A 26157-nucleotide genomic window follows, 5' to 3' on the forward strand; every position below is an offset into this window, starting at 1 on the left:
CACTGGTGGCGAAGCGTGTGGGTATCCGCGAACGGAGGGGGAGGGTTTCAACAGGACGTGTTTATTCGCTAAGGGTGCTTCTTGCGTGCCACGCAGTTTTCACTGCACGCTGTGGACACTTATGAGCTGATTGTTGGAAGGCGTTTTCTTTGCTTCGTTTCTTTGTCGCCGTTGGACAAAGAAATGAAGTCCCGCCACGGACAGTGGCTAATAGTGATAAAGAGATCAGCCAAGACAGAACCCGCGAAGGCCTAAAGAGCAGCAACCCGGCATTAACCCCGACCGCTACGAGTACCTAATGCCAAGGTCAAACCTCGTGAAATGAAGCCCCGCCACGGACAGTGGTCAACAGCGTTAAAAAGCACACTGAGAACAGAACGCGCAAAGACCTAACCAGCAGCAACCCACCCACCACCGCCCCCACCCGCATCAAACTCCCCGGCCCATCCCTCGGCAGCCCAATTCCCGACCAATTCCCGTCAAAAAGCCGCCATAAGCCCGACGTTAGTATCAAACACAAAAACCCGCACCGCGTACCACGCCCGCCGGAGGCCCCCGTCCGCTGTCAAATCAAAACCCCCACGGCAAATTTAGAGATAATCGATACTCATCGATACACCGAGCCGCGCGCACGCCGCGAACCCCTATGCCCGATATGAATCTGCAGCGCTTAACCGTCACCGCCGATGGCCACGTGGCGCGCATCACGCTCAATCGCCCGGACGTGCGCAACGCCTTCGACGACGCCACCATCGTCGAACTGACCGCCGCGTTTCGCGCCCTGGCCGACGACGCCTCTGTCCGCGTGATCATCCTCGCTGCAATCGGCCCGGCATTCTGCGCCGGCGCCGATCTCAACTGGATGAAACGCATGGCCGACTATTCGGACGCGGAAAATCGCGCCGATGCCCTCGGTCTCGCGACCATGCTCAATACCATCTACACGTGCAACAAGCCGGTCATCGCCCGCGTCCAGGGCGACGCCTACGCCGGCGGAATGGGCCTCGTAGCAGTCGCGGACATCGCGATTTCCGCTGATTCGGCGCATTTCTGTCTCTCCGAAGCAAAGCTCGGTCTGATGCCGGCGACCATCGCGCCATACGTAATCCGGGCGATCGGCGCGCGGGCATCGCACAGATATTTCGTGACGGCGGAACGGATCGATGCAAACGAAGCGCTGCGCATCGGCCTCGTGCATCAAGTGGTTTCGCCCGAAGCGCTCGATGCCACCGTCGACGCCGTTGCCGCTGCCATCGCGGCGAACAGCCCGAACGCGGTGCGCGAATGCAAGCAACTGGTGGTCGATTTCGCCGATAAACCCATCGACGACACGCTGATCTCGGACACCGCCGACCGCATCGCACGCATTCGCGCCTCGGACGAAGGCCGCGATGGCGTGCGCAGTTTTCTGGAAAAACGCAAGCCGTCGTGGCTTGCGTGAATGTGATCGGGAGCGCCGCTGTGTTCTTCGGAATGCAGACGCGCCGCTCCCATGGAGTCGTTTTGAATCTGAATAACCAATACACGCCGGCAGCCGACGATTGGATCGCCCGCTCTCTTCGCGCCGTATGGCATCCGTGTACACAAATGAAGCACCATGAGCGCACGCCGCTCGTGCCCATCGCGCGCGGCAAGGGTCCGTGGCTGTATGACCATCAAGGCAATCGATATCTCGATGCCATCAGTTCCTGGTGGGTCAACCTGTTCGGCCACGCGAATCCCGACATCAACGCAGCGCTGAAGGACCAGCTCGACACGCTCGAACACGCAATGCTCGCCGGCTGCACGCACGAACCGGCGGTCCTTCTCGCGGAACGTTTGAACGCGTTGACGCACAACACGCTGGGCCACGCTTTCTTTGCATCCGATGGCGCATCGGCAGTGGAAATTGCGTTGAAGATGAGCTTTCACTTTTGGCGCAACAGCGGCCGCGCCGAAAAACGCGAATTCGCGTGCCTCGCGAACAGCTATCACGGCGAGACCATCGGCGCACTCGGCGTAACCGATGTCGCGTTGTTCAAAGACGCCTACGATCCGCTGATTCGCAACGCGCACGTGGTGACATCGCCGGATGCCCGCAATGCACGCGAAGGCGAAACGCCGCGCGACGTCGCCCAGCGCGCACTCGCCGACATGAAGACGTTGTTCGATGCCAAGGCGTCGCAACTCGCAGCCGTGATCGTCGAGCCGCTGGTTCAGTGCGCGGCCGGCATGGCAATGCACGATCCGTCGTATCTGAAGGGACTTCGCGCACTTTGCGATGACTACGGCGTGCATCTGATCGCCGATGAAATCGCTGTCGGCTGCGGCCGCACCGGGACGTTTTTTGCGTGCGAGCAAGCCGGGATCTGGCCGGATTTCATTTGTTTGTCGAAGGGAATCAGCGGCGGGTATTTGCCATTGTCGATCGTGCTGACGCGCGACGAAATCTACGCCGCTTTCTACGACGACGACATGACGCGCGGTTTCCTACACTCGCATTCGTACACGGGCAATCCGCTTGCGTGCCGCGCGGCGTTGGCAACCTTGGATCTCTTCGACACGGCAAACGTGATTGAAGTGAATCACAGAAAGTCTGCATTTTTACGCGCCGCATTGAGTCCGCTGCACGATCACACGCAAGTGAAAAACGTGCGTCAACAAGGCACGATCTTCGCGTTCGATGCCGTGATTAAAGACCCGCTCCAGGCGCGCACGTTCTCGCGGCGTTTCTTCGAAAACGCCTTGAAACAAGAGCTTTTATTGCGCCCGATCGGCACGACCGTCTACCTGATGCCGCCGTACATTCTCAGCGACGACGAACTCAAGCTGCTCGCCGAACGCACGCTCAGCGTCTTCGATGCAACGCTCGCGGAGGCTGCATGACTTCGTCAACGCCAGCATTGTTCGATACGCTGAAACAAGGTCTCGCCGATATCGATCGCGACGGTTTGCGTCGTCGCCGGCGCGTGGCCGACAGCGCGTGCGCCGCGCACATGAAAGTGGATGGACGCGAAATCATCGGCTTTGCGAGCAACGATTATCTCGGCCTCGCCGCGCACGAAACCTTGCGCGAAGCGCTGGCCGATGGCGCTCGCAAATACGGCGCGGGCAGCGGTGGATCGCATTTGCTCGGCGGCCATTCGCGCGCGCACGCGAAACTCGAAGACGACCTCGCGGCGTTCTCCGGCGGCTTCGTAAATCAGGCGCGCGCGCTGTACTTCAGCACCGGCTACATGGCGAACCTTGCAACGTTGACCACGCTCGGCGCCGTGGGCAAGTCGGGCGGCCGCGATACGCTGATGTTCTGCGACGCGTTGAACCATGCATCGCTGATCGACGGCGCGCGGTTATCGCGTGCTGATATCCGCATCTATCCTCACGCCGATGCCGAAGCGCTCGACGCCATGCTCGATGCATCGCAAAACGAGGGCGCGACGAAGATCATCGTCACGGATTCGGTCTTCAGCATGGACGGCGATGTCGCGCCACTTGCACGTCTGCTCGAAATCGCTGAACGATACGGCGCGTGGCTCGTCGTCGACGACGCGCACGGCTTCGGCGTGCTCGGTCCGCAAGGCCGCGGCGCGCTCGCCGAAGCCGCGTTGCGCTCGCCGCATCTGGTTTATGTCGGCACGTTGGGGAAGGCGGCGGGCGTTTCGGGTGCGTTCGTGATCGCGCATGAAACCGTGATCGAATGGTTCGTGCAGCGCGCACGGCCGTATATTTTCACGACGGCGTCCATACCGGCGGTGGCGCACGCGGTGTCGGCGAGTCTGAAGATAATCGGTGGCGACGAAGGCGACCAGAGGCGCGCGCATCTCGCCACGCTTATCGACAGCACGCGCAGCATTTTGAAACGCACACAATGGCAGCCGGTGGATTCGCATACGGCGGTTCAGCCGTTGATTATTGGCGGCAATGAAGAGACGCTGCAACTCGCCGCCGCGCTCGACGAACACCGCATGTGGGTTCCCGCGATCCGGCCGCCGACGGTGCCCGCGGGTACGTCGCGGCTGCGCATTTCCTTGTCGGCCGCGCATAGCCACGACGACCTCGCGAAGCTCGACCACGCCTTGCAAACCTTGAGCAATCGATCATGACAGCGCCACTCTCAATCTTCGTCACCGGCACCGATACCGAGATCGGCAAGACGCTCGTTTCAGCCTCGCTGCTGCACGGATTCGCGGCGCTGGGCTTGCGCGCCGCAGCGATGAAACCCATTGCCGCCGGCGCGTTCGAAAGCAACGGTGAATGGCACAACGAAGACGCCGATCAGCTCGATGCCGCCGCGAACGTCGCGCTGCCGCCGTCCATACGCACGCCGTTCTTGCTGAAGGACGCCGCCGCGCCGCACATTGCAGCGGCGCGCGAGAACGTATCGCTCGATATCGCGCGCATTGTCGAAGCGCATCAGGCCGCGATCAAGCTGGCGGACGTGGTCGTGGTGGAAGGCGTCGGCGGATTCCGCGTGCCGCTGACCGACGTCCACGATACCGCCGACCTCGCGTTTGCCCTCCATTTGCCGGTCGTGCTCGTGGTCGGCATGCGCCTCGGCTGCATCAGCCATGCGTTGCTGAGCGCCGAGGCCATCGCTGCACGCGGCTTGCATCTTGTAGGCTGGGTGGCGAACCAGGTCGATCCGGACATGCTGTTTCCTGCTGAAAATATTGAAGCAATCCGCTTGCGGCTCGACAGCCAGTACAACGCGCCGTTGCTCGGCACCATTCCCCGCTTGTCGCCGCCCGATGCGCTGACGGCGACGACTTATATCAATACTTCCCTGCTGCTCGACACGTTGCGTTCGGCGCACCCGGGCCAGTAATTCATCGTTATCCGCACAACGAAAAGGATCATCACATGACGCAAATGCAAACCGCCGAAACCCTCGCTCAAACCGCCGCGCCGAAAACGCTGGCCCGCTGGCGCGTCGCCGATATCGTCGCGCTCTACGACCTGCCCTTCAACGATTTGCTGTTTCGCGCGCAGACGGTTCATCGTGAACATTTCGATGCCAACACGGTTCAGCTCTCCACGTTGCTCTCCATCAAGACCGGCGGATGCCCGGAAGATTGCGCGTATTGCCCGCAGTCGTCGCATCACGACACCGGCCTGAAAGCCGAAAAACTGATGCCCGTCGATGAAGTCCTGAAGGCCGCGGAAATTGCCAAAGCAAATGGCGCGACGCGTTTCTGCATGGGCGCGGCGTGGCGCAATCCGAAGGATCAGCATCTTGAGCCGATCGCCGACATGATTCGCGGCGTGAAGGCAATGGGTCTCGAAACCTGCGTGACGCTCGGCATGCTGGAAGCGCATCAGGCGACGCGTCTGCGCGATGCCGGCCTCGATTACTACAACCATAACCTCGATACATCGCCGGAGTTCTACGGCCAGATCATCTCGACGCGCACGTACCAGGATCGGCTGGACACGCTCGAACATGTTCGCGATGCAGGCATCAACGTGTGTTGCGGCGGCATTGTGGGAATGGGTGAATCGCGGCGCGAACGCGCGGGGCTGATCACGCAACTGGCGAACATGGAGCCGTATCCGGAATCGGTGCCTATCAACAATCTGGTGCAGGTTGAAGGCACGCCGCTGACGGGCACGGCGCCGCTCGATCCGTTTGAATTCGTGCGCACGATCGCGGTTGCGCGCATCACGATGCCGAAGGCGATGGTGCGTTTATCGGCCGGACGCGAACAGATGGATGAGGCGTTGCAGGCGTTGTGTTTCGTGGCCGGCGCAAACTCGATTTTCTACGGCGACCAGTTGCTGACGACGAGCAACCCGCAGGCTGAAGCCGATAGAAAATTGCTGGAGCGTTTGGGAATGCGCGCCGAGGCTTCGCAGCAGATGGAAGCGGCGGATGCCTGCGATGTGAAGTGTGGGCACGCACAGGTTCAGTGAGGTTGAGTTGGGAATAGCAAAATGCCCCGAGATTTCGGGGCATTTTTGTTCCAAATGTCGGCGTATTAAGCGATGCCGAGGAATACAGCCATGGCGCGAGTCACGCTTACCATCATTTCGCCCTCGAGTCGCCCAAAGGCTTCGCCGAGTTTCTCTCGTGGCATAGTGACTGCCTTATCAACCATCACCTGAGAACGTCTGCTCAGTTGATTGACTTCATCAGGCTCGACGGTGATGCGAAAAAGCGGGGTGTCTCGCAACTCGCTCGTAAGGAGCAAAACCGTTACAGACCCGTGCTCCGAAAACAAGTCAGACTGTATGACCAATGCGGGGCGCGGTTTTCCGTAGTTTCCCTGGACTGAAACTGTTATCAAATCTCCGCGTCTCACTCCCAGCCCTGCAGGTCCATGTTTGCTTCAATAAGATCCAGGATTTCAGTTTCCTGTGGATCGTCGCGCAATACCAAGGATTGACGGCGGCACTCCGCTGCAAACCCTTCACGCCGAGTGTCCGGCACCCAGATCTGGACTGGACGTAGTCCCGCAGCACGCAACGCGGCGCGACGCTTACTGACTCGTTCGGCAACATTTTGTCTCATTACAACCTCCGTTACATGTAACGAGTTTAACGCATTTGGGTAAAAACCCCAAGCTGAATTCGGTCCTTAGTTCTTATCCACGATCACCTGATCGAACGTCCCGCCATCGGAGAAATGGGTTTGCTGAGCTTTCTGCCAGTTGCCGAAAAGCTGCTCCACCGTGAACGTCTTGATCGGCTTGAACTCGCTCGCGTGCTTCGCCAGTACTTCGGCATTACGCGGCCGCAAATGATGTTGCGCGATGATTTCCTGCGCCGCCGGCGTCCACAAATATTCCAGATACGCCTGCGCCTGCTTGCGCGTACCGCGCTTGTCCACGACCTTGTCGACCACGGCGACCGGCGGCTCCGCCAGCAAACTCACCGATGGATATACCGCATCGAAATCCTTCCCGCCTGCGCCCGTGTCCATCAACGCAACTTCGTTTTCGAACGTCACCAGCACGTCGCCGATACCCCGCTGCGTGAACGTCGTGGTCGCGCCGCGGCCGCCCGTATCGAGCACCGGCACGTTCTTGAAGATGGCTTTTTCGAAGGCTTGCGCTTGCTCATCGGTCGCGCCTTGCTGCTTCTTGTAACCCCACGCCGCGAGATACGCGTAGCGGCCGTTGCCGGATGTCTTCGGATTCGCGATCACCACCTGCACACCCGGACGCGCGAGATCGCTCCAGTCTTTGATGTTTTTGGGGTTGCCGGCACGCACGAGGAACACCATCGTGGTGGTGTACGGCACGGCATTGTTGGGAAAAAGCGTGCGCCAGTTGGCCGGCACCAGGCCGCCACGCTCGACCAGCAAGTCGATATCGTTAGGCTGGTTCATCGTCACCACGTCGGCCTGCAAACCCTGCATCACCGACAAAGCCTGCGCACTCGACGCCCCATGCGACTGGCGCACGGACAGCGTCTCGCCGTTCTTCTGCTTATAGTCGGCAATGAACGCTGTATCGATGTCCTTGTACAACTCGCGCGTCACGTCGTATGAAACGTTCAGCAACGACGTTTCCGCGTGCGCCAAGGTGGTCAAACCCAGCGCCGCGATTGCCGCCCAGTGCCTCAAACCCGCCATGTATCCCCCGATTGTTCGAATAGTAAAAACCGCCGCCAGCGGCGATTCTATCGAAAACAATCGAAGGCTCGGGCCGCAAACGGTCGGGTGCGTTATCCATACGCCGGTTGTTCGAAGCGCTGGAACACGTCGCGCTCCGCTTCGTTTTTTTCGCTGAAATACGATGGCGCCGCGCAATGAATCAGCGTATCGACGAAATATTTTGCCCGCGGCCACGGACCGAAACCCGAAGCCGTATTGATGTGGCCGGCATCGCCGAGATTCACCAGCGCGCTGCCGAACTGGCTGGCAAGACGCAAAGCGTCGTCGAATGGCATCCACGGATCGGTCTGGCTCGCGATCAGCACTGAAGGCACGTTTATTTTTCGCGCCTCGAACGCACCGGCGAAACGAAACTTGTCCGGGCTCGCGGGCGCGACAAACAGGACGCCCGCAACCGCATCGCCCGTCAGGCCTTCTGCAATCGCGTGCGCCGCCGCGAGGCAACCAAAACTATGCGCGGCAAGAATGACGGGGCCGCGAACGCTTCCCACGGTATCTGCGACGGCTTGCGCCCAGGTATCGAGTTGCGGCGCGTCCCAGTCGTCCTGCATGACGCGGCGCGATCTCGGCAACTGCCGCTCGAGCCACGTTTGCCAGTGCGCGCCCTCGCTGCCGTGCAAACCCGGCACGGTGACGAGCTGCGGCGGCCAGGCGGATGTGCTGTGTGAGTTCATGTGAACCTCGCTGCGGCCAAAGCCGGCATGGTGAGGATCAATTTTGCTTGGACGCGGCGGTCGCGAGAACCAACTTATCGTCATTTGGTTATCGTGGGTTATCGGCGGGCGCGTGCGGCCGTTTTTCCGCACGAGCGCGTTTTTATCGGCGAAACCGTAAAATAGGTTGATTCCGATCACATTCCACGCCATCTCTCCAGCAGCCGGACTTTCGATGAAGATCATTCTCTACGAGCACAACGACGACGCCGCGCCCTGGCTCCACGACCTGTCCCGCGCGCTTCCCGAAGCCGATGTCCGCGTCTGGGAACCCGGCGACGCCGCCCCCGCCGATTACGCCGTCGTCTGGCGCGCGCCACGTGAACTGTTCGCGAATCGCCCGGATCTGAAGGCTGTTTTCAATCTCGGCGCGGGCGTGGACGCGATTCTCGATATCGAACGCAAGGAACCGGGCACGCTGCCGCCGAACGCGCTGCTCGTGCGCCTGGAAGACAGCGGCATGTCGCAGCAAATGGTGGAGTACGCGACCTATTCGGTGCTGCGTTACCTGCGCCGCATGGACGAATACGACGCGCTCAAGCATGAACATCGATGGAAAAAACTCGAGCCGCATGCACGCAACACGTTCACGGTCGGCGTGCTGGGCATGGGCGTGCTCGGCGCGCGGGTCGCGCAATCGCTGACGACGCTCGGCGTGCCGGTTCGCGGTTTCAGCCGCACGAAACGCGAGATTGAAGGCGTGCAGACGTTCGCGGGCGCGGAACAATTCAATGCTTTCCTCGATAACGCCAGGATGCTCATCAATTTATTGCCGCATACGCCGGACACCGAAGGCATCCTGAACGCGCGCGCGTTCGAACGCCTTGCGCCGGGCGCGTATCTGGTGAATCTGGCGCGCGGCCCGCATGTGGTGGATGACGATTTGCTGCAAGCCATGAAGTCCGGCCAGATCGCGGCGGCGGCGCTGGATGTTTTCCATCAAGAACCCTTGCCCGATAATCATCCGTTCTGGACCACGCCGCGTGTCGAAATCACGCCGCACGTCGCCGCCATTACGCTGCGCGAGGAAAGCATCGAACAGATCGCGCTGAAGATTCGCGCGCTTACGCGCGGTGAACCCATATCCGGCATAGTCGACGCCACGCGCGGCTACTGATACCAGCACATAAAAGGAGACAGGCATGCTTCCGCCTAAAGTGAAAATCGTCGAGGTCGCGCCGCGCGACGGCCTGCAGAACGAGAAGGATTTTGTCGCTACAGAACTCAAGATCGAGCTGATCAACCTGCTGGCAAACGCAGGTTTGCAGAACGTGGAATCGACGTCGTTCGTATCGCCGAAATGGGTGCCGCAAATGGCCGATGCCGCCGCGGTCATGGCGGGGATCGATCGGCGCGCGGGCACGATCTACTCGGCGCTGACGCCGAATCTGCGTGGTTTCGAAGCGGCGCTCGAAGCGAAAGCCGATGAAATCGTGATCTTCGGCGCGGCGAGCGAAGCGTTCTCGCAGAAGAACATCAATTGCAGCATCGCGGAAAGCATCGCGCGTTTCGAGCCGGTCGCGAAGGCCGCGAAAGAAGCGGGATTGCGCGTGCGCGGCAGCATTTCCTGCGCGCTCGGCTGCCCGTATCAAGGCGACGTGCCGGTGGCATCCGTGGTGGATGTCGTGGAGCGCATGAAGGCGCTGGGCTGCGATGAAATCGATATCGCCGACACCATCGGCGTAGGCACCGCAGGCCGCACGCGCGAGGTGATGGCGGCGGTATCGAAGGTATTTCCGCGCGAACGGCTCTCCGGCCATTTCCACGATACCTACGGCCAGGCCGTCGCCAATGTTTATGCATCGCTGCAGGAAGGCATCGAGATATTCCATGCATCCGTGGCGGGGCTCGGCGGTTGTCCTTATGCGAAAGGCGCGACCGGCAATGTCGCGACCGAAGACGTGGTTTTCCTGCTGAACGGACTGGGCATTGAAACCGGCGTGGACCTCGATCAACTCGTGGATATCGGCGACTTCATTTCGCAGGCCATCGGCAAACCGAGCGCGTCGCGCGTGGGCCGGGCGCTGCTCGCGAAAAAACGCGCGGGCATTGCGCCTTGCGTCTAGAACACGCTCAATAAAGGAACCGAATCCAATGAACGAAACCCTCGACGCCCTGCCCGAATCCGCCCGCCGTGTCGCGCGTTTGCTCAGCGAACGCGGCCACACCAAACCCATCGTGATGCTGGCGGAAACGGGCAAGACATCGGCGGAAGCGGCCGCCGGACTGGGTTGCTCGGTCGCGCAGATCGCAAAGTCGATCCTGTTTCGCCGCAAGGAAGACGACGCGCCCGTGCTCGTGATTGCAAGCGGCGCGAATCGTGTCGATGAAAAGAAAGTCGCCGCGCGCGTGGGCGAACTCGGCCGCGCCGACGCCAAGTTCGTCCGCGAGAAAACGGGTTATGCGATCGGCGGCGTTTGTCCGATTGGTCATGTCACGCCGCCGGTTACGTTGATCGATGAAGACCTGCTCGCGCTCGACAGCCTGTGGGCCGCCGCCGGTCATCCGCACGCCGTGTTCAACCTCACGCCGCAGGAACTGATCGCGCTCACCGACGCGCCCGTCGTCGACGTCGCGTTGCGCGAGACAGCGTGATGGCTGAAGCCGTGGCGTCGCCGTGTATCGATGTATGCAAAATGAATCCACGCACGGAACTTTGCGACGGCTGCTCTCGCACGATCGATGAAATCGCGGGCTGGTCGTCTTTCGATGACACGCAAAAGCGCGCGGTTCTTGGGCTTGCGTCCAGGCGCGCGCGTGTTGTGCGCGTGGGCGAGCGGATGGAGGCAACGCTGGAATTGCCGCCCGATTCCATCAAGTCGTTCGCGACGCTGGTCAACGACCGGAACCCGCTGCATCACGACGATGCCTATGCCGAAGCCAGTCGTTTTGGGTCGTTGATTGCATCGGGCACGCAGCCCACGGCGCATCTGATGGCGATACTCGCGACGCATTTTTCGACTTACGCTCAACCGCTCGGGCTCGAGTTCGGCATCGAGCTCGTGCGCGCGGTCAAGGCAAACGACGTGCTCAGGATGCATTGGCAAGTGGTCGAAGCGCACTGGAAAGCGAGCCTGAATGGCGATCTCGTGAAGCTCGAAGGTGAGGCGCAGAACCAGTTTGGCGAAACGGTCGTCAAGGCGACGGCGACTATCGTGGTCATGCCCCGGGAGGCCCGGGAATGATCCAGTTCCCTTCTTCAATGCACGTGTTCGAGCGCGGCTGGTTATCGTCGAACAACGTGTTTTTTATCGATGATGAAAAAACTGCGCTGATCGATTCCGGTTATTCATCGCATGCCGCGCAAACCCTCGCGCTCGTGCGCAACGCGCTTGGCGCGGACCGTTCGCTCGATCTGATCGTCAACACGCATTTGCACTCGGATCATTGCGGCGGCAACGCGCTGTTGCAAGCGAACTTCGCGTGCGAAACGCTGATTCCGCAAAGCGAAGCGCGAGCCGTGCGCGACTGGGACGACGACAAACTCACCTTCCGCGCGACCGGTCAGACGTGCGAGCGTTTCGGTTTCACCGGCACGATTGCCCCGGGCGCGACGCTGGAACTCGGCGGCATGAACTGGTCGGTGCTCGGCGCGCCCGGCCACGATCCGCATTCGCTGATGCTCTACACGGCGGAAGAACGCCTGCTGATCAGCGCCGACGCCCTTTGGGAAAACGGCTTCGGCGTGATCTTTCCGGAACTGGAAGGCGAAAGCGGCTTCGCGGAACAACGCGCGGTGCTCGACGTGATTGCCACGCTCGACGTGCGCGCGGTGATTCCCGGTCACGGCGCGCCTTTCACCGACGTTGCCAAGGCGCTTGATGTCGCTTCGTCGCGTATCGATTATTTGCGTGCCGATCCCGAGCGCAACGCGAAGAACGCGCTGAAGGTGTTGATCGTGTTCAAGCTGATGGAGTTGCGCTCGATGCAAGTCGGCGAACTTGTCCGAATGGCCGACGACGCGCGAGCAATGCGCGCCGCCGCAGACATGCTTTCCAACGATCGCGCGCAACTGGTACGCAAGTATCTCGGCGAGTTGCAGGCAAGCGGCGTGTTGAACGTGGCAGGCGAGACGGTAACGGTTGCTTAAGCCGCGCAAGCCCAGCGGCAAAAAGAAAGCCGCTTGTCTGCGATCGAGAGGTATCGAAAAGCAGGTTCAAGCGGCGGAATTTTATCGACGTGATCAGCGCCTGAAACATCCTAACGCGCCTGTTTTCGAGACGCATCGGTGCTTTCCCTACAGACCAATGACGCTCACATGAACGTCGGGTAACGGCTCATCACGTGCGCTCGGTCACCTCGAAAAACGAGAGGATCTCCTGAAGCAATTCTTCGGGGACTTCTTCGGGAATGTAATGCCCTGACGCGACCGCGCGACCGCTGACATCGCGGGCCACGCGCCGCCATTCGTCCAGCGGCTCGAAACATTGCTCGATCACGCCTTCCTGTCCCCACAGCACGCGCAACGGACAACCGATCTTGTTGCCGCATTCCAGATCAGCGCGATCGTGTTCAAGATCGATACTCGCCGATGCCCGATAGTCCTCGCACATTGCGTGCACCGCGCCCGGCTGACGCAACGCGTCGCGATACGCCTGCAATGCATGCGGCGCAAACGGCTTGAGACCCGCGTGCCGGCTTCCCATCACACGTTCCACATAGGCGTCCGGTTGCGCGCCGATCAGCAGTTCGGGCAGCGGTTCCGGCTGAATCAGGAAGAACCAGTGGAAATAGGCGGTTGCGAAAGCGCGATCCGTCGCTTCGTACATGGCGAGTGTCGGAGCGATATCGAGCAGCATCAGCCGGTCGACTGCTTGCGGGAAATCCAGCGCCATCCGATGCGCTACGCGCGCGCCGCGATCGTGCGCGCAGACCATGAAGCGCTCGAAACCGAAATGCCGCATGACGGCGACTTGATCGGCGGCCATGACGCGCTTCGAATACGGCGTGTGATGCTCGTCGCTCGGCGGCTTGCCCGACGCGCCGTAGCCGCGCAAATCCGTGGCGATCACGGTGAAATGCTGCGCCAGATCCTTCGCCAGTTTGTGCCATATCTCATGCGTCTGCGGATGCCCGTGCAACAGCAATAGCGGCGGACCATTGCCGCCCTTGACGCCGTAAATATCGACACCGGAAGCATTGAAGGTGAACGGTTGGTAGTCTTCGAACGGCATGGCGTCTGTATCCAATGATCCGATGAACGGGAAAACGATTGTAGGCGTCCCCGACGATACTAGACTGTCCATTGGCCCGGATCAGGGTAGAACCTGAAGACTTCCTCGGTTCGCCCCAATCATGCGCGTTGAGGCATCGCCTATAATCGAACGATCGTTCGGCTTTCGTGCTCAGCTTTATATTCAATCAGGAGACTCGTGTCATGGCACTCCCCGCCGCTTTGCAACACCTCGCGCTGCCTGTTATTGCGTCACCCATGTTTATCGTCAGCTATCCGGAGCTCGTGCTCGCGCAATGCAAGGCGGGCATCGTCGGCTCGTTTCCCGCGCTGAACGCCCGGCCGGCCGAGCTGCTAAGTGACTGGCTCACGCAGATCAACGAGGGCATCGAGGCGCACAAGGCGGCGAATCCGGGCGCGCCGGTCGGGCCGGTCGCGGTGAATCAGATCGTGCATCACTCGAATGCACGCCTCGAAGCCGATGTGCGCGTATGCGTGGAACATCGGGTTCCAATCTTCATCACGAGTTTGCGCGCGCCGGTGAAGGAGATGATCGACGCGGTTCATAGCTACGGCGGCATCGTGCTGCACGACGTGATCAATTTGCGGCACGCGGAGAAAGCGCTGGAAGCGGGCGTCGATGGACTGATCCTCGTCGCGGCCGGCGCCGGCGGCCATGCGGGAATGACCTCGCCGTTTGCGCTGGTCGGCGAAGTGCGCCGTATGTTCGATGGCCCTATCGCGTTGTCCGGGGCTATCGCCAACGGCGGATCGATCCTGGCCGCACAGGCGATGGGTGCCGATTTCGCGTATATCGGCACGCGGTTCATTGCAACGCGCGAGGCCCATGCGCTGGAAGACTACAAGACGGCAATCGTTGGATCGAAAGCCGCCGATATCATCTACACGAACCTTTTCACCGGCGTGCACGGCAACTACATTCGCCAAAGCATTGTGAACGCGGGGCTGGATCCGGACGCGCTGCCGGCATCGGATAAAAACGCCATGAATTTCGGCGATGCCGCGGTCAAGGCTAAAGCGTGGAAAGAAATCTGGGGCGCGGGGCAAGGCGTTGGCCTGATGGACGATGTCCCTTCGGTCGCCGAACTCGTGACACGCCTCACGCAGGAATACGGCGCCGCGAAGGATCGGCTCGGCATCGCGCGGTGATCCGCTGAAGGATGAAAAATCCCCGCCCGGTCTGCACCCGGCGGGGATTTTTTTGCGCCCGTTTTTTGCGCCCGAATTCGCGTCAGAACTTTGCGCGAATGCCGACGCCGTACGTGTTGCCGCTGGAAATGCTCGTGTATTTATCGTTGAGATAGGCCGCGTAGACGTCCGTGCGCTTCGAGAGCGGATAGTCGTAGCCGAGCGCCCAGCTCTTGTGCGTCTGATCGAGGCCGCCGTTGCTGCGCGAATACGCGTACGACGCCATCACCGAACCCACGCCAACCGGAATCGTCACGCCGCCTTGTCCGGTATTGACATGGAACGTGCCGGGATCGATATCGTTCTTCGTGTACATGTACTGCGCGAAGAATTTCACGTACTTCATGTCGTACGACGCGCCGACCTGGGCCACGCTCTGGCTCTTGTAGCCCGGCACGAAGGTCGAGAGATCGGTCGGCGCCGAGCTGAAATTCACGTACTGATACACGCCGGTCGCGGCAAACGGGCCGTGGAAATAGAGGAACTGCGCGCTGTATTTCTTGGCGCCATTCTCGCCGGCCTGATTGCCAAGCCCATACATCACGCTGCCCGACAATCCGCTGAAGTCAGGCGTGGTGTATTGCACGGAGTTGTTCCAGCCCGAATCGCCCACCACGCCCTGATCGGTCGTGTACGTCGGGAACGTGCTCTGGCCGAGGAACACGTGATACACCATCGGCGAGAAGGTGTAGGAATCGATGAACGGATTGAACAGGATCGTCGATACGAACAGTTGCGTCGTCAGCCGGCCTGCAGTGACGGTACCGTACGGCGACTGAATGCCGACATACGAGTTGCGCGCGAAAAACGTATCGCCCTGAAAGCGTCCGTACTGACCGTTTTGCGCCCGGAAGAAGCTTTCCAACGTGAAGATAGCCTTGTATCCGTTACCCAGATCTTCACTGCCTTTCATGCCCCAGTACGACGTCGACATACCTCCGCCGCCCACGTTCCAGGCCCGGTCACTGCCTGGAAACTTCGTGGCGCCCACCCATTCGTCGACCTGTCCGTACAACTGGACACTCGATTGTGCGTGGACGGTACTGGCGGCAAGCAAGCCGAACATGCCAGCAGTAACGGTCGCCTTGGCCGCGGCTTTCAGCACGCGGTTCACGGTTGGCTTCATGGACTCTCCTGTCGTATCAACGTTAAAACCGGGATGTCGCGAGCAATGAATGCCTCGCTCTTTATTTAACTGTTCTTGTGAATGCCCGTTACGCACAGCCTGATTCAAAGACATGACTCTTGGTCTGACTCGGGACGCAACTCAAAGGCATTCATTCGGTTAGCGCTGGACTGCAGACACACTGATGGCGCTCTCACGGCGCTCATGGCACTCACTTAACGCGGATCCATCTTTACGGATCATTTTTCTGGACAAAAATAAGTTTGCTTATGCCGCATATAGCGATTCGAATAGGTTGCACATGGCGAACTTAAATGAAACGTGATCTTGCGGAACTCGCCAGTTTGAACGCGACGTTTGAACGCGTGCATCCGAAGCCGCACGCGCCATATGGGACGGCGCACACGCGGCGATTGGTTTGGAGCACACATTGAAAACGCGTTCCAGAATCAGGCAGGGCGCATTGTTAATGCAGATGATTTTGGGAGGAAGGGAACTGCGGCGAGGTGTCTCGGAACTGTGGCGTCATTACGTCATCGCGGCGCTTGCCGTAGACGACGGAATTGTTTTTTGTTTTGTGCCAGATTTACAGCCGCTATTAATCAGCGAGTGACAGAACGGTACTAAAAGTGCACCAAAAGATAATGTGCTATTGCACTATCGTTGATATAAATTGATTGGCTTCAAGGCATTCGAGGCAACTGACTAATTGCGGTATGTCGAATTTGCGGGTGAGCGAGGATCGTCGGATTGACGACCCGATGCACGTGGCGTGCTGCGCTCTTCGTTGTAGCGTGCGATGTCAGCGCGAATCGATCCGCCACCGCGCAATTGCGCGCCTTGGTCCGCGCGCGCTCCACCACGAACTTCGGCGCTAACGGGCGTAAGTCCGGATCCGGCAGCAACGCGCTGGAAAACAAAAGGTCGCGTATCGATGTCGGCGTCATCGACCCGAACAGCGTGTTGGTTCACCGCCTGCCATTGTCCGTGCGCTTCGCCGCCACCACCGAAAACGCCGCGGGTCAGCAGGGCGCCATTCGAACCTTCACCACCGGCGAATGCCACCGATGCAAACATTGCCGACGCCGCAACCAGGCCGGTTGCAGCGGCGAGAATCAAGCGACGGGCGTGACGAATTCGAGTGAGCGGCATGTCAGTACTGCAAGGCGTCCGACTCGTTCGAGCGTGCTTGGGACGTTTGATCCGTTTGCATCGCCGACCGGTTGCTGTCGGATGATCAGGACATTTCAACTTCGCAATGGCGTCCTGCCAACCGGTCTACTAGTCAATTTATTGCGCGCGAGGATCGGCGTCGAGCCAAAAAGTGTTAGGTCTTCCTGATGGTTGTAACACCATGTTACTTCACACTTTTTTGCCGATTCGGGTAAGCCCGGATCGCGAATTCGTATAAGCAAATCGCCGAATTCCGGCGTAGAACCACCGGTCCGCAGGTGGTTCTATCGACACGATCCGGATGTCGAAATTAATGCGATAACCGCATTAATAAATCATTTAAATGAATTTGCATATTGAATCGCAATGCGGCGAAAATAGCGGTCCTGACGCGCTTTCGGTCGTCTGGATGCAGCAGCGACCGTCGTTCAGGACCATTACGCAGTTCAATGCACCGCCCACATTCAACAATTCCGATGACCCGCCCCAAGTTCCTCCCCGATAACTTCACGCTCGCGCTCATTGGGACAGTGATCCTCGCCAGCCTTTTGCCCTGTCGCGGCGACGCTGCTATCGGCTTCAACTGGTTGACGAACATCGCGGTCGGACTGTTGTTTTTCCTACACGGTGCAAAGCTCTCGCGCGAAGCCATCGTGTCGGGCATGACGCACTGGCGCCTGCATATTGTGGTTTTGCTGAGCACGTTTGCATTGTTTCCGTTGTTGGGGCTGGCGCTCAAACCCATCCTCACGCCGCTCGTCACGCCTGCGCTTTACATGGGCATCCTGTTCCTTTGCACGCTCCCCTCCACCGTGCAATCGTCGATTGCATTCACATCGATAGGCAAAGGCAACGTGCCCGCAGCCGTCTGCGCGGCGTCCGCGTCCAGCCTGCTCGGAATCTTCATCACGCCTGCGCTTGTGGGCCTGGTGGTAACGGACGGTGCCGGTCGCGCGGGGTCGGCGTGGCATACGGTGGGCAACATCGTTTTGCAATTGCTCGTTCCCTTCATAGCCGGCCAATTGCTGCGGCCGGTGATCAGCAAATGGCTCGATAAAAATCGCAGCATCCTGCGATTTGTCGATCAGGGTTCCATTCTGCTGGTCGTGTACGTCGCGTTCAGCGAAGCAGTAAATGAGGGCATTTGGCACACTATTTCGCTGCAAACGCTCGGCGGGCTGGTGGTGGTCAACGTCGTCCTCCTGGCCTTGGCACTGCTGGTAACGACCTTTGCCAGCAAGCGGCTCGGGTTCAATCGGGCGGACCAGATCACCATCATCTTTTGTGGATCGAAGAAAAGCTTGGCTTCGGGTATTCCAATGGCAAAGGTTATTTTCGCCTCGCACGCGGTAGGAGCCGTCGTGTTGCCGTTGATGCTGTTTCATCAGATTCAACTGATGACGTGTGCGGTCCTCGCCCAGCGCTGGGGCGCACGCGATCTTTCCGACGAACAGGCAAATCAACCTGAGGAAGCGGGCGTAAAAGCCGGCCGATAAACGCCGAAGGTGCGCTTCATCTGAGAACAACGCTGCTGCGTGTTGCATAACTTCTCCACCCGAATCAAGCATCAAGCCGCCATGTGCGGCTTTTTTGCTATTTGAAGCGTGTTCAGGCTTCCTGTCGACTCGGCCGAATGGGATATGACGTGAAGCGGCGTTCATAAAACCGAGTGTTTCGGCTCGCTTCAAGTCATATCCCATTTGGTCGACTGGTGTCCGGGCATGTGCCTTGCCACACTTGATGGCAACGCATTGTCGCGGGTAGCACCAGATCCGCAGGCAATCCCAACCAATTCATCGAAGCGGCCAGGATTCATCATGCAGAGAATGACTGACGGCATCGCGACTTCGTCCGCGCTCGATCCGTTTTTGCGCGAGCTTCAATTCAATCGGGGTTCGGCCACCGATACCGCTCGCGCACTCCAGGCGTTGATCGACGCCAGTCTCGACCGGTTGCCGCTTCCTGGCCACGGCGCGACGATCGAGCGATGGCGGTGTCTTGCCGCCGTCGCCGCGTGCGACCTGGCGCTGGTCAAGCTATACGAAGGACATACGGACGCACTGGCGATCATCGCGGAAATAGGCGATGGATTCGTTCCGGACAGCGGGCAGGCGTGGAGCGTCTGGGCCGCCGAGCCGCCCAACGCGAGGTTGGTGGCGCAGGTTATATCGGATGGAAATGGCGAGATTGCACTTCAGGGCACGAAGGCGTGGTGCTCGGGCGCGGCATCGGTAAGCCACGCGCTGGTTACTGCGTGGAACGAACGTAACGAGCCGATCCTGGCAGCCGTCGACTTACGCCAACCCGGCATTCGCGTCACCAATGAAGGATGGATGGCAGTTGGCATGTCCGCGAGCGCCAGCGTCGATGTCCATTTCGACAACGTCCGCGCCACGCGCATCGGCGCACCGCGAGCGTATCTGGAACGCGCAGGATTCTGGCACGGCGGCGGTGGCATCGCGGCGTGCTGGTTTGGCGCGGCGGCGGCTATCGGCAATTTCGTCAAGCAGGATGCGGCGCGTCGTGCCGATCCTTATAAGCTCGCGCACCTCGGCGCCATCGATACCGCGCTTTCCAGCACATCCAGCTTGCTCCGCGAAACGGCCGCCCAAATCGACCGCGATCCGCACGCCGACGCTTTGCCCGGCGCTTTCCGCGCCCGGCTTGCGGCTGAGCGGGCGGCAATTGAAGTCATCGAACGTGCGGGGCGTGCGCTCGGCGCGGCGCCGCTTTGTCGCAACCGCCATTTCGCCAGCCTGATGGCCGATCTACCCGTTTTTATCCGGCAAAGCCACGCCGAACGCGACGAAGCCGCGCTTGCAGAGCGGATTGTCAAAAAGGAAAGCAGCGCATGGAACCTGTAGTGACTTCAGTGGCGAACGAGGACGAAAACGATCGGGCGATCAAGGGGCGCGGTACGCCAGAGGCTGCGTGGCAAGGCTCGGAGCAGCTTGCCACCTTACCCGAAGTTGATCCGGCCACGCTTGTGCCGCCGGGCGCGCGGGCGGTAATCGTGTCTCCACATCCCGACGATGAAATTCTCGGCACGGGCGGCTTGCTCGCACGCCTGTCCGACCTGGGCCGCAAAGTGTTGATCATTGCCGTGACCGACGGCACCGGCAGCCATCCCGATTCACCCGAGTGGCCGGCGGCGCGCCTTGCGGCCACGCGGCCCCAGGAAACACGCGACGCGCTTCAGCGTTTGCGCATGCGCCACGTTGCGATGGTCCGGCTGCACCTGCCGGACGGCGGCGGCGCAAGCTTTGAAACCGAGCTCTTCAACGCTCTCGAATCGCACTTGGAGCCCGGCGATGTCGTGTTCGGAACGTGGCGATACGACGGCCATCCCGACCACGAATCGGTTGGCCGCGCGGTGGCGGCTGTCGCCGGCGTGCTGGATTTGCCGTTCGTGGAAGTCCCCGTCTGGACCTGGCATTGGGCAATGCCGGACGATTCGCGCGTGCCGTGGAGCCGCGCGCGCCGTATCGTGCTGGACAAACCAACGCACGCTCGCAAGTTGCACGCGGTGCAGGCGTTTCACAGCCAGATTGAAGCCGATGGTTCCACCGGCCGCGACGCTATTCTCCCCGCGCACGTTCTGGAACGCCTCACGCGGCCGTACGAGGTCGTTCTCATATGACTGCAGAACCGAACGCGCACGAGTATTTCGACGGACTCTACAAACGCAGCGACGACCCGTGGCTGCTTCGCGACCGCTGGTACGAGCGCCGCAAACGGGCACTGACGCTGGCCGCATTGCCGGACGAACACTACCGCCGCGCTTACGAGCCCGGCTGCGCAAACGGCGAATTCACGGCGGAACTGGCGGCTCGCTGCGACGCGCTTCTTGCGGCGGACCTGAATCCGGCGGCCGTCGAACTAGCGCGCCGCCGGGTTGCCGATCTATCGCACGTTCAAGTCGAACAGCGCGCCATGCCGGATGAATGGCCAGAAGGCGAATTCGACCTGATCGTCATTAGCGAAGTCGCGTATTACCTCACGCTCGATCAGCTTGATCGGTTGGCGCTGCGGCTGACGTCTTCGCTTGCTGAAGGCGGGACCGTTGTTGCGTGCCATTGGCGCCAGCCAATAGAAGGCTGGCCGTTCACTGGCGATATCGTGCACGCCGAGCTGCGCGCAAAGCTGGCGCTACCCGCCCTCTCTCACTATGAAGATGACGACCTGATACTCGACGTATGGTCATCGAACAAGGCTTCGGTGCATCAGCGGGAAGCTCGCTGAAATTTGATTTACTAAACACGGAAGCAAACCGAAAGCCTTATCGATAAACCGTTACGGGTTTTCTCTAAGGCTTCGCAAGGTAAAACGCCCATTGTTTTACTATACAATCCCCGCGATCATGCGAACCTCGTTTATCCGATAAACACGGCGGAAACGAGGTTTCATACACAGTAGAACACGCATGCGGAGATTGAAAGACAGATGGGTACAACCATTCGCGACGTCGCACGCGCAGCCAGCGTGTCGATCGGCACGGTATCGCGGGCGCTGAAAAACCAGCCGGGTTTGTCGGAGGCAACGCGCGAACGCGTCGTCGAGGCAGCACGGCAACTCGGCTACGACGCAGCTCAGCTACGTACGCGCATTCGTCGCGTGACCTTCTTGCTGCATCGTCAGCACAATAATTTCGCGGTCAGCCCGTTCTTTTCCCACGTCCTCCATGGTTTCGAGGAAGCGTGCCGCGAGCGGCGGCTGGTGCCATCAGTCCTGACCGCTGGTCCAACGCACGATCTCGCCCAGCAAATGCGGCTTCACGCACCGGACGCCGTGGCGGTCGCCGGGTTTATCGAACCCGAATTGCTTGCCCATCTGCGTTCCATGAACCGGCCCGTCGTGTTGATCGACCTGCACGCGCCGGGATTTCGCTCGGTGAACGTCGACAACACGCGCGGCGCGGCGCTCGCCATGCAGCACCTTTTTGCGATGGGCCGGAAGCGGATTGCCTTCATAGGTGGATCGCTGGCGCATTACAGCATTGCGCAACGCGCGATGGGTTACCGGCTCGCGTACTTCGAAGCCGGCATGCTCTTCGATCCCACGCTGGAAGTGACCACGCAGCCGGCCATTGACGCCGAAGTCGCCGCCGCCGACGCCATGGAACGCCTGATCGCGCAGGCCCGCGACCAATTGAAGCCGCTGCCCGACGCGGTTTTCGCCTATAACGATGCAGCAGCCCTCGCCGCCATGCGCGTTTGCGTCGCGCACGGATTGCGGATTCCGGAAGACGTTGCCTTCGTTGGTTTCGACGACATCCCGGCCGCCGCCCAAAGCACGCCGCCGCTGACTACGGTCACGGTAGACAAGGAAGCGCTCGGCCGGCGCGGCGTGGATCTGCTGTTGGAAACCGCGCAAAACACCGACGGCGACGACGCGGACACGCACCTCACCACCGACACGCTCGTGCCCGTGCGCCTGATTCCCCGCGCGAGCTCGGCTACAACACGGACACAGACATCGGCATGAACTCAACCGCGCCCAAGGCGGCGGACCGGGCCGAACCCGACTTCCGCAGCCGCGATTTCCTGCTCGACCACGTGCGCCACACGCTCGCGTTCTACGAGCGGACGGCCCGCGATCCATCGGCCGGCTTCTATCATTTTTTCAAGGACGACGGCACGGTCTACGACCACACCACGCGCCACCTCGTCAGCAGCACGCGCTTCGTTTTCAATCACGCGATGGCCTTTCGCCATTTCGGCGGCCAGCATCATCAGGACAACGCGCGACACGCGTTCGCGTTCCTGCGCCACGCCCATTGGGACGCCGTGAACCGCGGCTACGACTGGGAAATCGAATGGCGCGACGGCGCAAAACGCACGCTCGACGGCACGCGTCATTGCTATGGCCATGCCTTCGTCTTGCTGGCGTGCGCGCACGCGGCGATGGCGGGCATCGACGAAGCCAAGCCGTTGATCGATGAAACCTTCCAGCTAATGGACGAGCATTTCTGGGACGCGGACGCCGGTCTTTACGCCGATGAAGCCACGCCCGACTGGCAGCTCTCGCCGTATCGCGGGCAGAACGCGAACATGCACGCAACCGAAGCGCTGCTCGCCGCGTACGAGGCGACCGGCCACGTGCTGTATCTGGATCGCGCGGAGAAAATCGCCGGCAACATCACGCTGCGTCAGGCGCGGCTTTCGAACGGTCTGGTCTGGGAACACTTCAACGCGGACTGGTCGGTCGACTGGCATTACAACGAATCCGACAGCTCGAACATCTTCCGGCCGTGGGGTTTTCAACCGGGTCACCAGACCGAATGGGCAAAACTGCTGCTGATCCTCGAGCGGCATCGGGCGTTGCCGTGGCTGGCGCCGCGCGCCATCGAATTATTCGATGCAGGTTTCAACCGTGCGTGGGACGAACAGCACGGCGGCCTGTACTACGGTTTCGGCCCCGACGACTCCATTTGCGACCACGACAAATACTTCTGGGTGCAGGCCGAGACGTTTGCCACGGCCGCGCTGCTCGGCAAACGCACAGGCCTCGAACGCTTCTGGGATTGCTACGACGAACTGTGGCGCTATAGCTGGGCGCATTTCGTCGATCACAAACATGGCGCGTGGTTCCGCATCCTGACTTGCGACAACCGCAAATACGGTGACGAAAAAAGCCCCGCCGGCAAGACCGATTACCACACGATGGGCGCGTGCTACGAAGTGCTGAATGCGCTCGACGTGAGTACGTTGAGCGTCAATACGCCGGACACATCAGCCTCAGCCACCACGACCCAACACATCGCCGAAAAAGAGATGGCCAAACCATGAATGCGACCGCCAATCCTGCTTTCCCGCAATTCGTCTCCGCCGGCGACATCCTCACCGATTTGATCCGCACGGGTCCGTCCGACTGGCTTTCACGTCCCGGCGGCGCGGGCTGGAACGTGGCCCGGGCGGTTGCGCGCCTTGGTTTGCCGACGGCATCGGCGGGATCGCTCGGTACCGATAATTTCTCCGATGAACTCTGGGACGCGAGCGTCGCCGCTGGTCTCGACATGCGTTTCATGCAGCGCGTCGAGAGGCCGCCGCTTCTCGCAATCGTCCACAAGACGCAGCCGCCGACCTACTATTTCATGGGCGAAAACGGCGCGGACTTGGCTTTCAATCCCGCCTTGCTGCCGTCCGGATGGATAGACGCGGTGAAATGGGCGCACTTCGGGTGCATCAGCCTCGTGCGCCAACCGCTCGGCGATACGCTCGCGCAACTCGCCGCGCAACTGCGCGAACACGGCGTAAAGATCAGCTTCGACCCGAATTACCGGAACCTGATGGAACACGGTTACGAGCCGACCTTGCGCAAGATGGCGGCGCTCGCCGACCTGATCAAGGTTTCCGATGAAGACCTGCAACGCCTCTTCCCGAACATTGCAAACGAAGCGGACGCCATTGCTGAAATCCGCGCGATGAACCCGCAAGCCACGGTGCTCGTGACACGCGGTTCGTCGGAGGCTACCTTGCACGTTGGCGATAAAAGCTGGCAAGCCACGCCGCCGAAAGTGCAAGTCGCGGATACCGTCGGCGCGGGCGATGCGTCCATTGGCGGCTTGCTGTACAGCCTCATGACGCGCGCGGGCGGCTGGCCCGACCATCTGCGATTTGCATTGGCGGCAGGCGCTGCAGCTTGCCGGATGTCGGGCGCTCATTCGCCGTCGCTGGAAGAAGTCGAGGATTTGCTGGCCTGAAACGTGCGCTCACTGCTGACGAAAAGACGGTCATACGCGCGATAAATACGCGTGCTAGCATCGTTTTCAACCTTTGGCGGAGCGCATCATGGAAGACACGATCTACACGAAGGGCATCTATACCGCGACCATCGGCGTTCGTCCCACAGACGATGGACAATTCCAGGGCGTCGTTTCGCTCGTGCGGGACGACGGCGAGGACGGCGAACCGAAACTCTACGAAGTTGCCGCGACGTCCCTCTCCGAAGATGAAGCGCTGGAAGAAGCACGCGCGCTCGCGCATCGGATTCTCGGCGAAATCGAACTCTAAAATGTACGGCGGCGTAGGATCTCTCGCGCCGCCGTTTCCGTTTGACTCAGCTTGGACGGGAGACTCGGCATGTCTGAACAACTCTTCCTTTATGGCGTCTATTCAATTCACGTTCGTCCTATTGAACTGCAAGGACCGCGCTGGGACGCCGAATACGAAATCCGTCATCTGGACAAAGCGGTTCAGCCGTGGAAAACCATCGGCGGGGACAACGGTTTGTCGACTCCCGCCGATGCCGTCGATGCGGCGCACGTCCAAGCGGTCGCCGACATAGAAGCCGGCGCGGGCATTCCCAAGCCCAAAACGTTTCCCTAATTTCTCGCGACCGCCGCCGCCTTCTGCGCTTCAGCTTTATCGATCGATACCGCGCGCTCGTACGCCTCACGAGACGTAGCACGCGCGACATACTCGGAAAGCACGCCGCCCGGCTCGATCAGTTTCGCCATGTAGGCAATCTGCAGCGTGCTCGCGACGAGGATATCGGCGGCTGTAAAACGCTCGCCAAGCAACCACGGTCCGTGCGCAAGCGCTGATTCGATCGCTTTCTCCACGCGACCCAGATCGCCCCATCCGAAACTCACGCTGTTGCCCGGCGCGCCGATCATCTTTTCGGCCATCGCCGGTTCGAGGCACGCGCCAGTAAAGAACATCCATTGGAGGAAGCGGCCACGCAAAGGGTCGTCGGACGGAATTCCGAGATTGGCTTGGCGGTATTTATCGGCGAGATAAAGCAGAACCGCGCCCGACTCGGCAACGCAAATGCCGTCGTCGTCCAGTGCCGGCAACTTCGACATGGGATTCACCGCGCAAAACGCAGGCTCGTTCTGTTCGCCTGCCCGGATGTTCACATACGCAAATTCGTACGGCACGCCCAGTTCCTCGAGCATCCACAACGCGCGAAATGCGCGTGTCTTCGGCCAGTAATAGAGCTTCATGTGCAGTTCGTTCCTGTCAGTGGCACTGCGCGCTTCCGCAGCGAGAGCATTGAGATTACCCGCTCCCGATCAGTTTGCCGTGCGGGTTAACCACACGTTAGCCATTCGGCCGGCTATTTCCACTCAATCAAGACGTTTAAGATTGTTTTCATTGCGCGGTAAATCGTATGGGCGCGAGAAACGCAAAAAACCTCCGCTTATGTCGAGGAAGAATGACGACAT

Annotated in this window: 29 protein-coding genes; 21 read left to right on the top strand and 8 right to left on the bottom strand. The window is 60.3% G+C overall.

Annotated features, from left to right (window positions below; all coding sequences use genetic code 11):
- Positions 1-655 precede the first annotated feature (655 nt).
- The 5 genes from ASG35_RS14560 (at position 656) to bioB (ending at position 5889) form a co-directional block, all read left to right on the top strand.
- Positions 656-1441 carry an enoyl-CoA hydratase/isomerase family protein gene (locus tag ASG35_RS14560; protein ID WP_056358882.1) on the top strand — a complete coding sequence of 262 codons (786 nt, stop codon included), beginning with the start codon at positions 656-658 and terminating at the stop codon, positions 1439-1441.
- Positions 1442-1503: 62 nt separating this feature from the next.
- Complete coding sequence (gene bioA / locus ASG35_RS14565) at positions 1504-2865, top strand: adenosylmethionine--8-amino-7-oxononanoate transaminase (RefSeq protein WP_442854835.1); 1362 nt, start codon at positions 1504-1506, stop codon at positions 2863-2865.
- On the top strand, positions 2862-4082 hold the full coding sequence (gene bioF, locus ASG35_RS14570; RefSeq protein ID WP_056358359.1) for an 8-amino-7-oxononanoate synthase: 1221 nt from the start codon (positions 2862-2864) through the stop codon (positions 4080-4082). Before bioA ends, bioF begins: the two co-directional genes overlap by 4 nt.
- Positions 4079-4804, top strand: a complete 726-nt coding sequence (gene bioD / locus ASG35_RS14575; protein WP_056358363.1) for a dethiobiotin synthase — start codon at positions 4079-4081, stop codon at positions 4802-4804. Before bioF ends, bioD begins: the two co-directional genes overlap by 4 nt.
- Before the next feature lie 35 nt (positions 4805-4839).
- A complete protein-coding gene (bioB, locus tag ASG35_RS14580; protein WP_056358366.1) occupies positions 4840-5889 on the top strand; it encodes a biotin synthase BioB in 1050 nt (349 codons plus the stop codon).
- 65 nt (positions 5890-5954) lie between these two features.
- On the opposite strand, the gene ASG35_RS14585 is transcribed toward bioB, so the two are convergent.
- The 4 genes from ASG35_RS14585 to ASG35_RS14595 all read right to left on the bottom strand — a co-directional run bounded on the left by ASG35_RS14585 (position 5955) and on the right by ASG35_RS14595 (position 8268).
- Positions 5955-6278 (bottom strand): type II toxin-antitoxin system PemK/MazF family toxin, encoded by a 324-nt coding sequence (locus tag ASG35_RS14585; RefSeq protein ID WP_056358370.1) that lies wholly within the window; start codon positions 6276-6278, stop codon positions 5955-5957.
- Complete coding sequence (locus ASG35_RS30765) at positions 6275-6487, bottom strand: antitoxin MazE family protein (RefSeq protein ID WP_082508390.1); 213 nt, start codon at positions 6485-6487, stop codon at positions 6275-6277. The genes ASG35_RS14585 and ASG35_RS30765 overlap by 4 nt, the downstream gene beginning before the upstream one ends.
- 66 nt (positions 6488-6553) lie before the next feature.
- Positions 6554-7552 (bottom strand): sulfate ABC transporter substrate-binding protein, encoded by a 999-nt coding sequence (locus ASG35_RS14590; protein WP_056358374.1) that lies wholly within the window; start codon positions 7550-7552, stop codon positions 6554-6556.
- A 92-nt stretch (positions 7553-7644) separates the two neighbouring features.
- Positions 7645-8268, bottom strand: a complete 624-nt coding sequence (locus ASG35_RS14595) for an RBBP9/YdeN family alpha/beta hydrolase (RefSeq protein WP_056358889.1) — start codon at positions 8266-8268, stop codon at positions 7645-7647.
- A gap of 214 nt (positions 8269-8482) precedes the next feature.
- Here ASG35_RS14595 and ASG35_RS14600 point away from each other — a divergent pair, with 214 nt between their 5' ends.
- From ASG35_RS14600 to ASG35_RS14620, 5 genes are read left to right on the top strand one after another with little or no spacing between them, the layout of a single operon-like run.
- A complete protein-coding gene (locus ASG35_RS14600) occupies positions 8483-9424 on the top strand; it encodes a 2-hydroxyacid dehydrogenase (protein ID WP_056358377.1) in 942 nt (313 codons plus the stop codon).
- Positions 9425-9449: 25 nt separating this feature from the next.
- On the top strand, positions 9450-10373 hold the full coding sequence (locus ASG35_RS14605) for a hydroxymethylglutaryl-CoA lyase (RefSeq protein ID WP_056358380.1): 924 nt from the start codon (positions 9450-9452) through the stop codon (positions 10371-10373).
- Between the two features lie 28 nt (positions 10374-10401).
- Entirely contained in the window at positions 10402-10902 is a 501-nt protein-coding gene (locus ASG35_RS14610; protein WP_056358382.1) for a YbaK/EbsC family protein, read from the top strand.
- A gap of 41 nt (positions 10903-10943) precedes the next feature.
- Positions 10944-11492 carry a DUF1289 domain-containing protein gene (locus ASG35_RS14615; protein ID WP_235527548.1) on the top strand — a complete coding sequence of 183 codons (549 nt, stop codon included), beginning with the start codon at positions 10944-10946 and terminating at the stop codon, positions 11490-11492.
- A complete protein-coding gene (locus ASG35_RS14620; RefSeq protein ID WP_056358385.1) occupies positions 11489-12397 on the top strand; it encodes an MBL fold metallo-hydrolase in 909 nt (302 codons plus the stop codon). Before ASG35_RS14615 ends, ASG35_RS14620 begins: the two co-directional genes overlap by 4 nt.
- Positions 12398-12587: 190 nt before the next feature.
- On the opposite strand, the gene ASG35_RS14625 is transcribed toward ASG35_RS14620, so the two are convergent.
- Positions 12588-13481 carry an alpha/beta fold hydrolase gene (locus tag ASG35_RS14625; protein WP_056358388.1) on the bottom strand — a complete coding sequence of 298 codons (894 nt, stop codon included), beginning with the start codon at positions 13479-13481 and terminating at the stop codon, positions 12588-12590.
- A gap of 203 nt (positions 13482-13684) precedes the next feature.
- On the opposite strand from ASG35_RS14625, the gene ASG35_RS14630 reads away from it, so the two are divergent.
- On the top strand, positions 13685-14650 hold the full coding sequence (locus tag ASG35_RS14630; protein ID WP_056358390.1) for an NAD(P)H-dependent flavin oxidoreductase: 966 nt from the start codon (positions 13685-13687) through the stop codon (positions 14648-14650).
- An 82-nt stretch (positions 14651-14732) separates the two neighbouring features.
- On the opposite strand, the gene ASG35_RS14635 is transcribed toward ASG35_RS14630, so the two are convergent.
- Positions 14733-15755: a porin gene (locus ASG35_RS14635; RefSeq protein WP_235527555.1), complete on the bottom strand. Its 1023-nt coding sequence runs from the start codon at positions 15753-15755 to the stop codon at positions 14733-14735.
- Positions 15756-16245: 490 nt separating this feature from the next.
- Between ASG35_RS14635 and ASG35_RS31375 the strand changes: the two genes are divergently transcribed.
- A complete protein-coding gene (locus ASG35_RS31375; RefSeq protein ID WP_156393171.1) occupies positions 16246-16428 on the top strand; it encodes a hypothetical protein in 183 nt (60 codons plus the stop codon).
- 92 nt (positions 16429-16520) lie between these two features.
- On the opposite strand, the gene ASG35_RS14640 is transcribed toward ASG35_RS31375, so the two are convergent.
- On the bottom strand, positions 16521-16967 hold the full coding sequence (locus ASG35_RS14640) for a hypothetical protein (RefSeq protein WP_082508392.1): 447 nt from the start codon (positions 16965-16967) through the stop codon (positions 16521-16523).
- 497 nt (positions 16968-17464) lie between these two features.
- Between ASG35_RS14640 and ASG35_RS14645 the strand changes: the two genes are divergently transcribed.
- The 9 genes from ASG35_RS14645 (at position 17465) to ASG35_RS14685 (ending at position 25315) form a co-directional block, all read left to right on the top strand.
- On the top strand, positions 17465-18484 hold the full coding sequence (locus ASG35_RS14645; protein ID WP_056358398.1) for a bile acid:sodium symporter family protein: 1020 nt from the start codon (positions 17465-17467) through the stop codon (positions 18482-18484).
- 321 nt (positions 18485-18805) lie between these two features.
- Positions 18806-19852 (top strand): acyl-CoA dehydrogenase, encoded by a 1047-nt coding sequence (locus ASG35_RS14650; RefSeq protein WP_235527549.1) that lies wholly within the window; start codon positions 18806-18808, stop codon positions 19850-19852.
- The gene (locus ASG35_RS14655) at positions 19840-20628 is read left to right on the top strand and encodes a PIG-L deacetylase family protein (RefSeq protein ID WP_056358404.1); all 789 of its coding nucleotides are present in this window, start codon (positions 19840-19842) and stop codon (positions 20626-20628) included. Before ASG35_RS14650 ends, ASG35_RS14655 begins: the two co-directional genes overlap by 13 nt.
- The gene (locus ASG35_RS14660; protein ID WP_056358408.1) at positions 20625-21230 is read left to right on the top strand and encodes a class I SAM-dependent methyltransferase; all 606 of its coding nucleotides are present in this window, start codon (positions 20625-20627) and stop codon (positions 21228-21230) included. The genes ASG35_RS14655 and ASG35_RS14660 overlap by 4 nt, the downstream gene beginning before the upstream one ends.
- Before the next feature lie 201 nt (positions 21231-21431).
- Positions 21432-22472 carry a LacI family DNA-binding transcriptional regulator gene (locus ASG35_RS14665; protein ID WP_056358419.1) on the top strand — a complete coding sequence of 347 codons (1041 nt, stop codon included), beginning with the start codon at positions 21432-21434 and terminating at the stop codon, positions 22470-22472.
- Positions 22469-23776: an AGE family epimerase/isomerase gene (locus ASG35_RS14670; protein WP_056358429.1), complete on the top strand. Its 1308-nt coding sequence runs from the start codon at positions 22469-22471 to the stop codon at positions 23774-23776. Before ASG35_RS14665 ends, ASG35_RS14670 begins: the two co-directional genes overlap by 4 nt.
- On the top strand, positions 23773-24690 hold the full coding sequence (locus ASG35_RS14675) for a carbohydrate kinase family protein (RefSeq protein ID WP_056358432.1): 918 nt from the start codon (positions 23773-23775) through the stop codon (positions 24688-24690). The genes ASG35_RS14670 and ASG35_RS14675 overlap by 4 nt, the downstream gene beginning before the upstream one ends.
- Before the next feature lie 88 nt (positions 24691-24778).
- Entirely contained in the window at positions 24779-25000 is a 222-nt protein-coding gene (locus tag ASG35_RS14680) for a hypothetical protein (RefSeq protein ID WP_056358435.1), read from the top strand.
- A gap of 69 nt (positions 25001-25069) precedes the next feature.
- Positions 25070-25315 carry a hypothetical protein gene (locus ASG35_RS14685; protein ID WP_056358438.1) on the top strand — a complete coding sequence of 82 codons (246 nt, stop codon included), beginning with the start codon at positions 25070-25072 and terminating at the stop codon, positions 25313-25315.
- On the opposite strand, the gene ASG35_RS14690 is transcribed toward ASG35_RS14685, so the two are convergent.
- Positions 25312-25935 (bottom strand): glutathione S-transferase family protein, encoded by a 624-nt coding sequence (locus ASG35_RS14690; protein ID WP_056358441.1) that lies wholly within the window; start codon positions 25933-25935, stop codon positions 25312-25314. The two genes, ASG35_RS14685 and ASG35_RS14690, sit on opposite strands and share 4 nt — an antisense overlap.
- Between the last annotated feature and the right edge of the window lie 222 nt (positions 25936-26157).

The sequence above is a fragment of the Burkholderia sp. Leaf177 genome (assembly GCF_001424345.1).
GTDB lineage: Bacteria > Pseudomonadota > Gammaproteobacteria > Burkholderiales > Burkholderiaceae > Caballeronia.